The 12,656-nt window shown below is 41.2% G+C and carries 9 protein-coding genes and 2 tRNA genes; 5 read left to right on the top strand and 6 right to left on the bottom strand.

Annotated elements, in window-relative coordinates:
• Positions 1-16 precede the first annotated feature (16 nt).
• The 3 genes from WS08_RS06200 to arcA form a co-directional block, all read right to left on the bottom strand.
• Positions 17-1,465, bottom strand: coding sequence for an APC family permease (locus WS08_RS06200; protein WP_009765112.1), 1,449 nt, complete (start codon positions 1,463-1,465; stop codon positions 17-19).
• 73 nt (positions 1,466-1,538) lie between these two features.
• Positions 1,539-2,621, bottom strand: a complete 1,083-nt coding sequence (gene argF, locus WS08_RS06195; RefSeq protein WP_009765111.1) for an ornithine carbamoyltransferase — start codon at positions 2,619-2,621, stop codon at positions 1,539-1,541.
• Positions 2,622-2,663: 42 nt separating this feature from the next.
• On the bottom strand, positions 2,664-3,899 hold the full coding sequence (gene arcA, locus WS08_RS06190) for an arginine deiminase (RefSeq protein ID WP_009765110.1): 1,236 nt from the start codon (positions 3,897-3,899) through the stop codon (positions 2,664-2,666).
• A 488-nt stretch (positions 3,900-4,387) separates the two neighbouring features.
• On the opposite strand from arcA, the gene adhE reads away from it, so the two are divergent.
• Complete coding sequence (adhE, locus tag WS08_RS06185; RefSeq protein ID WP_009765109.1) at positions 4,388-7,066, top strand: bifunctional acetaldehyde-CoA/alcohol dehydrogenase; 2,679 nt, start codon at positions 4,388-4,390, stop codon at positions 7,064-7,066.
• 130 nt (positions 7,067-7,196) lie between these two features.
• Here the strand turns inward: adhE and WS08_RS06180 are convergent, their stop codons facing one another.
• Entirely contained in the window at positions 7,197-8,024 is an 828-nt protein-coding gene (locus WS08_RS06180) for an exodeoxyribonuclease III (RefSeq protein WP_038528617.1), read from the bottom strand.
• 209 nt (positions 8,025-8,233) lie between these two features.
• On the opposite strand from WS08_RS06180, the gene WS08_RS06175 reads away from it, so the two are divergent.
• On the top strand, positions 8,234-9,589 hold the full coding sequence (locus tag WS08_RS06175; RefSeq protein ID WP_009765107.1) for a gluconate:H+ symporter: 1,356 nt from the start codon (positions 8,234-8,236) through the stop codon (positions 9,587-9,589).
• Between the two features lie 95 nt (positions 9,590-9,684).
• A complete protein-coding gene (locus WS08_RS06170; protein WP_009765106.1) occupies positions 9,685-10,263 on the top strand; it encodes a uracil-DNA glycosylase family protein in 579 nt (192 codons plus the stop codon).
• A gap of 46 nt (positions 10,264-10,309) precedes the next feature.
• Here WS08_RS06170 and WS08_RS06165 read toward each other — a convergent pair.
• Positions 10,310-10,381: transfer RNA gene (locus WS08_RS06165), tRNA-Glu, on the bottom strand.
• A 24-nt stretch (positions 10,382-10,405) separates the two neighbouring features.
• A tRNA-Glu gene (locus WS08_RS06160) sits at positions 10,406-10,477 on the bottom strand.
• 186 nt (positions 10,478-10,663) lie between these two features.
• Between WS08_RS06160 and WS08_RS06155 the strand changes: the two genes are divergently transcribed.
• Together WS08_RS06155 and hflX are read left to right on the top strand one after the other, a co-directional pair.
• Positions 10,664-11,338, top strand: coding sequence for a histidine phosphatase family protein (locus tag WS08_RS06155; protein WP_009765105.1), 675 nt, complete (start codon positions 10,664-10,666; stop codon positions 11,336-11,338).
• 18 nt (positions 11,339-11,356) lie between these two features.
• Complete coding sequence (gene hflX, locus WS08_RS06150; protein WP_009765104.1) at positions 11,357-12,640, top strand: GTPase HflX; 1,284 nt, start codon at positions 11,357-11,359, stop codon at positions 12,638-12,640.
• The last annotated feature ends 16 nt before the right edge of the window (positions 12,641-12,656 follow it).

Genomic DNA, 12,656 nt, shown 5'->3' with positions numbered 1-12,656 from the left:
ATAATATCCTTTCAATTTAACTCAATGTAATTGTCCCGTTGATTAGGGCAATAATTGTGAAGATGGCAGCAACAGTTGTGATACCGATAGTGATCCATTCACCACGTTTGATGTTAGGAATTCCTTGATGTTGTACATAGAAGATGAATCCCATTACCAAGATTAATGAACATAGTGCTAGGTATTGAATACCTGAAACAGCCACCGCAATGATTTCAAATAAGACAACAATCAAACCTGGGATAATCAAAGCAGTGCTCTTGCGCTTAATTCCAACTTGAAGTTGGAACAAACCGACGAAGAAGTAACTGATAACGATTGCGACCGTACATAAGCTCAAAGCGAAAATGTAGGCTGACTCTGTAAAGAACAAAGTGAAAATCAGTAACTGCATCAATACTTGGGTAAAAATCAAACTATTGACAGGGGCGCCAATTTCATTAGTTTTACCCATCCACTTAGGGAAGATGTTTTGTGATGATAGTCGTTGCAATGGTTCAACTGGTAGTAGGAACCAGCTAATCAAGGCACCAACTAGGGCGATAATCAAAGCCAAACTCATCAAAGCTCCACCAATTGGACCAACTGTTTGTTGTACGACGAAAACTAGGGCCGGTTCTTGAATGTTAGCTAATTCTTGTTGTGGCAACATACCAAATGGCAACAAAGTAATCACGAAGTACATAAAGAACAAGATAAATGTCGCAATCATTGTTGCCTTCGCAACATCTGATTTCTTTTGCGCACGATCTCCCATCATTGACGCACTTTCGATACCAACGAACAAGAAAATCATTGATAGGATTCCGGTACTGAATTGATTGTAGAAACTTTCACCAGTCATTTGACCGAATGAAAGATTTCCCATGTTGTTGGTAAATGATTCCCAGAAGTGGGCTGTAAATAGACCAGCTTGGAAGAAAATAATTCCAAACAACATGAAGGCAACTAATGAACCAACTTTGAAGAAGGTGATGATGGTGTTGAAATTCACCATGTTTTCAACACCGTACTTAATCACGAACCATGTCAAAATCCATGAAAAAGCGGATACAAATATAATTGTAACCAAGCTACTTCCATCGGCTAAAGGCGCTAGCGCGGGAATGTAAATTGAGAAATAACTAATTGCTTGACCTAACATCAATAAGAAGGCTAGGTTTCCACAAAATCCACTGACAAAGTAGGCAAAACCGGATGCAACGGCAGCGATTTTACCGCTACCTTCTAATGCATAGTCAGTGACACCGGTAAGCTTTGGGAATAAGTTTGATAGTGTTGCGAAGACCCACGCAAGGGATCCAATTCCCACCATCACGAATAACCAAGCTAAAATTGAGACACCGACGGTACTACCTTGTGCCAGTGTAGATGATACGTTGAAGACTCCGGACCCTAATGAACTCGTAACAATTCCACTAATTAAGGCCACGAGGCCTAGTTTCTTAACCTCTGCTTTTTCCATAATACTCTCTCCGTAAAATAAAAATGAATTGCAACACAATGTCACAATTCATTTTTTGCAACAAATTTAAGGCTTATTGCTTTGGATATAGAGACAAGTCACCCAAAGTTGCGACCATGATGGCCTTAATTGAGTGCTTGCGGTTTTCCGCTTCTTGGAAGTGACGTGCTTGTGGTCCTTCGAAAACATCGTTAGTGATTTCAATACCATCAGTACCAACTAGGTTAGGGTACTTTTCGTGTACGTCTTCCGCAACTGTTGTGTTCAAGTCGTGGAACGCTGGCAAACAGTTCATTGTAATCAAACCGTTGTCAAAGTGCTTAGACTTCTTTAGCAATGCCATGTTTACTTGGTAAGGCATCAATTGGTTCAAACGTTCTTCCCAATTGTCTTCTCCCATACTTACGAATACGTCATTGTAGATAACGTTAGCGTCAGCAACACCAGCGTCCAAATCAGCTGTAATCATTGGCTTTGCACCAGTTTCAGCAGCGTACTTGTTGGCGATCGCTTGAACTTCTTCTGTTGGTTGTAGGTCAGCAGGGGCAACGATGTGTACGTTAACACCCAACATTGATCCAGCAACTAGCAATGAGTTAGCGACGTTGTTACGTCCATCTCCAACGAAAGCCAAAGTCAAATCATTTCCTAAGTGACCAAAGTTTTCCTTTACAGTCATGAAGTCGGCAATCATTTGTGTTGGGTGCCATTCATCAGTCAAACCGTTCCAAACGGGCTTGTGGCGACCTTCAGTATCAACGGCATACTTAGCCATTAATTCCATGTCTGATTGTGCGAATCCACGGTATTCAATACCATCGGCCATACCAGCGAAGACGCGAGCAGAGTCAGCAACAGATTCTTTCTTACCAAATTGACTTGATGTTGGGTCAATGTAAACTGTGTTGGCTCCTAATTCATCACCACCAATTTCGAATGACAAACGTGTACGTGTAGATGTCTTGGCAAATAGCAAGATGATGCTCTTGTCATGCAAGTACTTCGTAACAACTGGCCCACCAGACTTTTGAGCTTCCAATTCGGCCTTCAATTCAATCGAAAGGTCAACTAATGCGTGCATTTCTGCGGGTGTGTAGTCGATTTCCTTCAAGAATGAACGACCTTGCATTGTTTGTAATTGTGCTAATTCAACCATTGTTATGCTCCTTTAATGTCTGTAATAAGTGTTTGTAGTGGGTTAGATGTTGTCACGCCAGATTGGTTGACTCATACAACGACCACCACCACGACCGCGGGCTAGTTCACTAGACTTGATTTGGTGAACCTTGATACCGTGTTCTTCCATCAACTTGATAGAGATGTAGTTACGGTCGTATGTGACAATTTCACCAGGTGCGATTGCCAAATTGTTTGATCCATCATTCCATTGTTCACGTGGGGCAACGATAGGGTCACCACCACCAGTTTCAATAAGGTCAAGTTCTGGCAAATCAAGAACTTCCATCAATGTCTTCTTCAAGTTTGTACGTGGGTGCAAAGTGACGTTTCCGTCCTTGTCCGGACGCAAGATTTGAATGTTCATCTTTCCGTCTTCATCCATAATTCCAGGGAAGACTGTGAATTGATCGTGGTTAACCATCGTGAACACTGTGTCCAAATGCATCATTGCGTGGTTGTGTGGAATTTCAATTGCCACAACAGTATCGAACTTGCTGTCAGGATTCTTGAACATTTCTTCAGCCAACGCTTGAATGGCACGACTTGATGTACGCTCTGATACACCGATTGCCAATGTGTGGTCGTTCAAGACCAATTCGTCTCCACCTTCAATACGTGAATCAGTATTACGGTCCAACCAAATATCGACCTTGCCGGCGAAACGTGGGTGATGCTTCATAACGAATTCAGTAATCAATGACTCAGGACGACGTGCGGCGAATGTCATACGGTTAATCGTCAAACCATTTCCCATCATGGCTTGTGGATCACGTGTGAAGTACGCATTTGGTAGTGGGTCAATCAAGAATGGGTTTTGTGCATCAGAACCAGATACGTCATGCAAGTTAGGTTCTTTTAGGTCAACCAATTCACGACGGATACCGGCGTAAATAGTTGCGACCATTGTGTGTAGATCTAATGAGTTTAAGTAGTCGCGGATGTCACGCATAGCGGCACCAGTGTAGTAGTGCTCATTTAGGTAACGTGTTAAGAACTCGTTACGGACTGCCTCGTCTTGTAAGACGTCTTCTAACAATTGTTCAATATAGACGGTTTCAACACCGTTATCTTGCAATGTCTTGGCGAAGAAATCGTGTTCCTCTTGCGCGATCTTTAGATATGGAATGTCATCAAACAATAGACGTTCCATTGTATCAGGCGTAATGTTTTCGATTTCGGCTCCGGGACGGTGTAACAAAACTGACTTCAACTTCCCAATTTCGGAATTCACTTGAATTGCTGGATTATCAATCATCATAAATCTCCTATTCGTCTAAACAGTTGTGAAAACACATTCAAACTCGATGAATATGTCGTAAGTTACTACTCGTTGAAAGCGCTTTCTGAGTACACATAAATCATAATACAACGACGAAAAAAAGAAAAGGGCTGTTTTAAAAATGGTAAATCGATTTAATGCTAATTAGTAGAATTTAAATCAGTTTAAATGCATTAAAATTCATATAATGAATAAGAATTCCTTTATATCAAGGGTTTGAGCGGTTTTTTGTTTTAAATTATTGGATACGAAAAAACAAATGAAAATATTTTCTGCTAATTTTTTAACAAAAACACGTTGTGATTTAAATCACAAAACGTGACAAATAACCTTACATGCTGATGAGAGTGCGTTAAGAATGATTATGTGATTTTATTCTCAAAGTCTGTTGACACGACTTTGTGAAGTGTTATACTAAGTGTGTAGAGAAGTAAGGGAAACGTTAAATAAAGGGGATTAAAAACATGAGCACAGATAAAAAGCAAGATATGACACAAGAAGAAAAGACAGCTGCAGCAGTTGCAATGACAGAAAAGTTGGTTGCGAATGCAAAGGAAGCATTACTTGAATTCCAAAATTACACACAAGAACAAGTTGATCGTATTGTAGAAGCAATGGCATTGGCCGGAGCTGAAAATTCATTATTGTTAGCACACGAAGCACACGATGAAACTGGTCGTGGTGTGGTTGAAGATAAGGACACAAAGAACAAGTTCGCATCTGAATCTGTATACAACGCAATCAAGCATGATAAGACAGTTGGGGTTATTGGAGAAGACAAGGTAACTGGTTCTGTTCAATTAGCAGCACCACTTGGGATTTTGGCAGGAATCGTGCCAACGACAAATCCAACATCAACGACAATCTTTAAGTCAATGATGACAGCTAAGACACGTAATGCGATTATCTTCGCTTTCCACCCACAAGCACAAAAGTCATCAGCACATGCGGCGCAAATCGTTTACGAAGCAGCGCTTGCAGCTGGAGCACCTAAGCACTTCATTCAATGGATTGAAAAGCCTTCTATGGAAGCAACAAATGCTTTGATTACGAACCAAGATATTGCCTCAATCTTAGCAACTGGTGGTCCTGGAATGGTTAACGCAGCGCTTCGTTCAGGAAACCCATCAATGGGAGTTGGAGCTGGAAACGGTGCGGTATACGTTGATGCCACAGCTAATGTAAATCGTGCGGTTGAAGATTTACTACTATCTAAGCGTTTTGATAATGGTATGATTTGTGCCACTGAAAATTCAGTTGTTATCGCTGAAGAAGTCTACGATGAATTTATGGCGCAAATGCAAGCACAAGGTGCTTACTTGTTACCAAAGAAGGAACACAAGAAGTTGGCTGACTATGTGTTTAAGGCAAATGCTGAAGGCTTTGGTGTAACTGGTCCGATTGCTGGAATGCCAGGACGTACAATTGCTGAAAATGCAGATGTTAAAATGCCAGCTGATAAGGATGTTATCTTGTTTGAACTAGATAAGAAGAACATCGGTGAAGCTTTGTCTTCAGAAAAGTTGAGCCCGCTTTTGTCAGTATATAAGGCAGGTTCACGTGAAGAAGGTGTTGAAATTGTGCAAGCTTTGTTGGATTACCAAGGAGCAGGACACAATGCAGCAATTCAAATTGGGGCACAAGACGACCCATTTGTGAAGGAATATGCAGATGCTATTGGTGCTTCACGTATTTTGGTTAACCAACCCGATGCACTAGGTGGAGTTGGAGATATCTATAACGATGCCATGCGTCCATCATTGACGCTTGGAACGGGATCATGGGGGAAGAATTCATTGTCACACAATCTATCAACAAACGATCTTTTGAATGTTAAGACAGTTGCCCAACGTCGTAACCGTCCGCAATGGATTCGCTTGCCAAAGGAAATTTATTACGAATCAAACGCCATTTCATACTTGCAAGACATGCCTGGTGTAGAACGTGCCTTTATCGTGGCTGACCCAGGAATGGTACAATTTGGATTCGTTGAAAAGGTCGCCGAACAATTAGCTTTGCGTCAAAGCCCAGTTAAGACAAGCATCTACGGAACGGTACAACCTGATCCAATGATTAGCCAAGCGGTTGATATTGCTAAGCAAATGCGTGATTTCCAACCGGACACTGTTATCTTGCTTGGTGGAGGTTCTGCACTTGATGCTGGTAAGATTGGACGTTACCTATATGAATACGCCCAAAACCATGAAGGTGTATTGGATGACGAAGCGCAATTGGCAGAATTGTTTGGTAAGTTGCAACAAAAGTTTATCGACATTCGTAAGCGTATTGTGACATTTGAAACGCAAACATTAACGCAAATGGTTGCCATTCCAACAACATCTGGAACGGGATCAGAAGTAACACCATTTGCGGTTATTACAGATGACGCAACACATGTTAAGTACCCATTGGCTGACTACGAATTGACACCACATGTAGCCATTGTTGACCCTGAATTCGTGATGACTGTACCTAAGCGTACAGTTGCTTACTCAGGAATGGATGCTTTGTCTCACGCGCTTGAATCATATGTTTCAGTAATGGCATCTGATTTCACTCGTCCATGGGCCTTGCAAGCTATTAAGTTAATCTTTGAAAACCTTGAGACATCATACAAGTACGATGCAAGCCATCCTTCTAAGGAAGGACAATCAGCTCGTGCCAACATGCACTATGCATCAACATTGGCAGGTATGTCATTTGCGAATGCCTTCTTAGGTATTAACCATGCCTTGGCACACAAGACTGGTGGAGCTTTTGATTTGCCACACGGACTATCAATTTCAATTGCCATGCCAGAAGTGATTAAGTTCAATGCTGTGAGTGGAAATGTAAAGCGTACACCATTCCCTCGTTACGAGACATACACAGCACAAAAGGATTACGCTGATATCGCACGTTACATTGGATTGACTGGTAAAGATGATGCTGCGTTAGTAGATGCATTGTTAGCTAAGATTAAGACATTAACAGATAACTTGGATATTGATGTGACATTGTCAGGTAATGGTGTCACAAAGCAAGACTTCGATGCACAACTAGATGGTTTGTTGGACTTGGTTTACGATGACCAAACAACAACGGCGAACCCACGTCAACCATACTTGTCAGACATCCGTAGCTTGTTAGAAAACCAATTCTAAGGCTAAAAATAAGTTAAACGAAAAGCCACCCTTAAACGGGTGGCTTTTTTATATATCCAAAAGATAGGGCGATGCATGCAACAAAAAAGCCATCTACAAACACATGTAGGTGGCTTGAATGAGATGTTTTTTACAGTGTGAAATCTTTCAATGAAAGTGTCACAGGGGCATGATCTTGGCGATCACCAGTATTTAAAATGCTTGTTTCATCAATATTATCAGCTAGGCGTTGTGATACTAGATAGTAGTCAATACGCCAACCAGTGTTGTTGATTTTTGATGTTTTAGACATTTGTGCCCACCATGAGTAAGCTTCAATCGTGTCGGGGTGTTGGAAACGGAATGTATCCACAAAGCCGGCACTTAATAGTGATGTAAAGCCAGCACGTTCTTCATCTGTAAAGCCAGCAGAGCGACGATTTGCCTTAGGGTTTTTCAAGTCAATGCTTTCATGCGCGACATTCATGTCCCCAGAAAAAATAACGGGCTTAATGGCATCTAAACTTTCAATATAAGCTTGGTATTTTGCATCCCAGCCTTGGCGATCTTCTAAACGTGCTAGTTCACGCCCAGAGTTAGGTGTGTAGACAGTCGAAACAAAAGCGTTTTCGAATTCTAGTGTTAGGATGCGACCTTCAGTATCCATGCCTTCTGGTGCATCGATACTAGGTGTTGTGATGTTAAGTGGTTCAGTCTTTGATAACATCATTGTTCCTGAGTAACCCTTACGTTCAGTACTTGTGTTTTGGTAGATGTGGTAGTCAGGGAATAATTCTTTAATGACTTTTTCTTGTGGGCCAGTCATACCAGTAATGGGTGACTTTGTTTCTTGAATAGCCAAGACATCTGGTGCCATCGCGGCGATTTCGACTAGGGTAGACCAAGTCATTTCACCACGAGGTGACTTATGTTGAATGGCAGCATTTAAACTATCGATATTCCATGAAATAAATTGCATGAGGAATCCTTTCTGACGCATGTAGTAAGTGTATTGTACCTGTTTTTAACCGGTAATTGCAAAAAAATAGATTGTGAAATGAGGGTATCGGCTTGTGAAATACGCCATAATTAAAGAAAACATAAAATAAAAACTGAAAGCGCTTGCAAAAAGTGAGTAAAACCTTTACACTAATTTACATACAAAAAAGATATATAGGAGAGAAAGTCATGCAATCTATGATTACACTGTTTTTGGGAATCTTGTTTTTACTTTTCCTTATTGTGAAGGTTAAGCTAAATACATTTATCTCATTAATTTTTACTGCCGTGATGGTAGGACTAGGATTGGGAATGGATTTTGCACAAATTCCACATTCTATTTCACAAGGTATTGGGGGCTCACTGGGTGAGTTGGCCATTGTGTTTGGTTTTGGAGCCATCTTGGGACGATTGGTATCTGATGCCGGTGGAGCATACCGTATTGCCCACACGTTGATTGAAAAGTTTGGGAAGAAGCGTATTCAACTAGCTGTTATGGTTGCTGCCTTCATCTTGGGAATTGCGTTGTTCTTCGAAGTTGGAATGGTTATCTTGATTCCAATTATCTTCGTTATTGCGCTTGAAGTCGGTGTGCCATTGCTATACTTGGGAATTCCAATGGCTGCCGCATTGTCTGTAACACACGGATTCTTGCCACCTCATCCTGCGCCAACAGCGATTGCAACAGCGTTGGGTGCAAACACTGGTGAAGTTTTGTTCTACGGTTTGATTGTTGCGATTCCAGCAGCGATTGTTGCGGGGCCACTATTTACTAAGTTGGCTCAAAAGTATGCGCCAGAAGCATTTACGATTAAGCGTGAACTAAGTTCATTTGGTGAAATCAAGGAATTTGATCTAGCAAAGACACCTTCATTTGGGCTATCACTTTTGACAAGTTTGTTCCCTGTTTTGTTGATGGGTGTCACAACTATCTACACAATGGTAAACAACAATGGTAAGCCATTTACTGATCCACAAGGATTCGATTCATTTGTAACGATGATTGGTAGCCCTGTGGGAGCCATGATTATTTCATTGCTATTCGCATTGTGGGCAATGGGATGGCACCAACAAAAGTCAGCTGCTGAAATTAGTACTTCAGTTGAAGAATCTGTTCGTTCAATCGCGATGTTGCTATTGATTATTGGTGGTGGTGCTGCCTTTAAGCAAATCTTGATTGATGGTGGAATTGCTGACCAAGTTGCTTTGATGTTCCAAGGATCAACAATCTCACCATTGTTGCTAGCATGGATTATCACAGTTATCTTGCGTGTTGCGCTAGGATCAGCGACAGTTGCTGCTTTGACCGCTGCCGGATTGGTTGGTCCATTGATGGCCGGAGCTGGAATTAACCCAGCATTGATGGTTCTTGTCATTGGAGCCGGATCATTGGCTGCTTCACACGTGAACGATGCTGGATTCTGGATGTTCAAGGAATACTTTGACTTGGATGTGAAGCAAACTTTGAAGATTTGGACAGTATTGGAAACAGTTATTTCTGTTGTTGGATTGATTATCGTATTGATCTTGAGCATGTTTGTCTAATAACAATTAAAAAGATGACCCTATATATTTTCATAGGGTCATCTTTTTTAGTATACTGAAGGCAATCATACAGATGTTTTGGATAGGAGAGAATAATGACGATTAGAGACGAAATTGCATCAGCTCCAGAAAACCAGATATTTACAGAAAAAGGCTGGAAACCTCTGTTTGCGATTCCAAAGACGGCTAAGATTTTAATTATTGGACAAGCACCTGGTCTAAAAACACAAGAACAAAATGTGATGTGGCGAGATGCATCAGGTGATCGTCTACGTTCATGGTTAGGTATTGATGATGCTATCTTTTACGATTCCGGTGATATTGCGGTACTACCAATGGATTTCTATTTTCCGGGCAAAGGGAAATCAGGTGATTTACCACCACGTAAAATCGTTGCTGAGAAATGGCATCCAAAGATGTTACAGATGATGCCAAATATTAAACTGACAATTTTAATTGGTGCATACGCACAACATTATTATTTAGATGAGAAGGCCAGTGTTAAAATTACGGACAATGTTCGCCAATATAAGGACTTTTTACCAACCTACTTTCCGCTAGTCCATCCCTCACCACGTAATAATATTTGGTTGTCACAAAATCCATGGTTTGAAACAGATGTGATTCCAGCATTGCAGACAGAGGTACAACGGGTATTGCAGACGGATAAATAAACAAAAAAGCTGATATCAATTAAGATATCAGCTTTTTTGATAAGTATAGCCCAACAGGGAATCGAACCCTGGATTCCGCGCTGAGAACGCGACGTCTTAACCACTTGACCATTGGGCCATGATGAATTTAACTTTTGAGCAATAGCCCAACAGGGAATCGAACCCTGGATTCCGCGCTGAGAACGCGACGTCTTAACCACTTGACCATTGGGCCAAACTTCATCATGAGGTAATTGTTGATTTATGCAACAACCGATATTAACTATATCTATTAAACTGGGCTGTGTCAACAGGTTTGTTGAAAATAAGGCAGGTAAAGGCTGCGACTTTAAAGAATGAGAATGTTATAATGTATAGAAGCAATTTAATACATGTTGGCATAAAAGAATGGGAGCAAATTATGGCATTTAATTTATACATTGTACGTCACGGACAAACATATCTGAATAAGTATGGACGCATGCAAGGGTGGAGTGATGCGCCATTGACTGAAAGTGGAATTGCGGATGCGTTTGCGGCAGGGGAACGTCTACGTAATGTCAAATTTGCTCATGCATATTCATCTGATTTAACACGTGCAAACAACACAGCAAAAGGCATTCTATCTCGTAATGTTGCGAGTGGTGACCTGAAGGAACCACAAAAGCTGGATAACTTCCGTGAAGTATTCTTTGGTATTTACGAAGGATTGTTGGGAAGTGAAGTTGCGAAGCAAATTTCTGGTGAATTGAACTTAGATGAAACATCAGAAACATATGGTGAACTTGCCTTAGCGCTGGGGATGAATGGTATGATGGATGCTTTCCACGAAACAGATCCATATCATGATGCTGAAAACGCAGAAATGTTTTGGCACCGTTTCGATAATGGTTTGAAGTACATTGCAGAAAATCATCAAGATGGTGACAATATTTTGGTCGTGGCCCACGGGACGTTGATTCGTAACATGGCTGCCCGTTTTGAAAATGAAGCCCTAGCCAAGGATGCTGTGAATAACGGTGGAATTGCCCTTTGGGAAATTAGTGAAGAAGAAATTAAAGTAAAGGCCTACAACGATGTAACAACCGTTTGGTAAGGCGGAAATGAGAAATGAATGATTGAAAATGAACAAAACCCACGTCGAAAAGTAATTTTGGCTGGACTAGAACGTGTTGATGTTGATTTTACCTATCAAATGGAAGAATTGGCGAACTTAGCAGATGCGAACAACATGGAAGTGGTCGGTACATTAACACAAAAAATGGAACGTCCCCATGGTGGAACTTACTTCGGAAAAGGTAAGGTTGAAGAATTAGGTGAACTAGTTAAGGCACTTGATGCAGAAATGGTTGTGACAAACGATGAATTGTCACCATCACAAATCCGTAACTTGGAGGCTGGTACAGGTGTCTCAATGATGGACCGTACCGCATTAATCTTAGATATTTTTGCGACACGTGCCAAGACAAAGGTTGCGAAGTTGCAAGTCGCGATTGCGCAATTGCAATATCAACTACCACGTCTACGAACATCAATGAATGTTCGAATGGACCAACAAACAGGTGGTGGTGGCGGAAGCTTTACCAGTCGTGGTGCGGGTGAAACAAAACTAGAATTGAATCGTCGTCACATTGAACACCAAATTTCAGAATTACGTAAGGAATTAGCAAACATTGAAGCTGATGACCAAACACGTCGTGCTCACCGTGAAAAAGAAGAAATTAAGACAGTCGCATTAGTTGGATATACAAATGCGGGTAAGTCAACAATCATGAACGGTCTAGTGAAGCGCTTCGGAGAAAATCAAGAAAAGACAGTGTTCCAAGCAGATATGTTGTTTGCGACTTTGGAAACAGCCGTTCGTAAGATTAACTTACCAGATAAGCAAAGTTTCCTATTGTCTGACACGGTTGGTTTCGTGTCTAAATTACCGCACGGTCTAGTTGCAGCCTTTAAGGCGACTTTGGCAGAAGCAGCACAAGCAGACTTGTTGATTCAAGTTGTTGATTACTCAGATCCTGACTACAAAGCAATGATGGAAACAACTATGAAGACCTTACAAGAAATTGGGGTACGTGATGTGCCAATGGTTATTGCTTTTAATAAGGCAGATCGTATTGAAGACCAAGCTTATCCGGAACGTCAAGAAGATGAATTGATTATGTCTGCTAAGTCTGACGAATCATTGGATACCTTGATTGAAATGGTACGTGCTGAAATCTTTTCTGATCATGTTCAAAAGGAATTGATGATTCCATTTGCGGATGGACAAGTCGTTGCGGCGTTGAATGATGACGCTACCGTACATGAAACAGAATATACTGAAGAAGGTACAAAATTAAGCGTAACGCTAACGCCAACTCAAGTTGCGCGTTACGGAAAATACATTATTGAATAGTAGACAAAAAAGCGTT

It is taken from the genome of Weissella tructae (genome assembly GCF_000732905.1).
Taxonomy (GTDB): Bacteria; Bacillota; Bacilli; order Lactobacillales; family Lactobacillaceae; genus Weissella; species Weissella tructae.
This window is presented reverse-complemented; position numbering and strand designations above follow the sequence as displayed.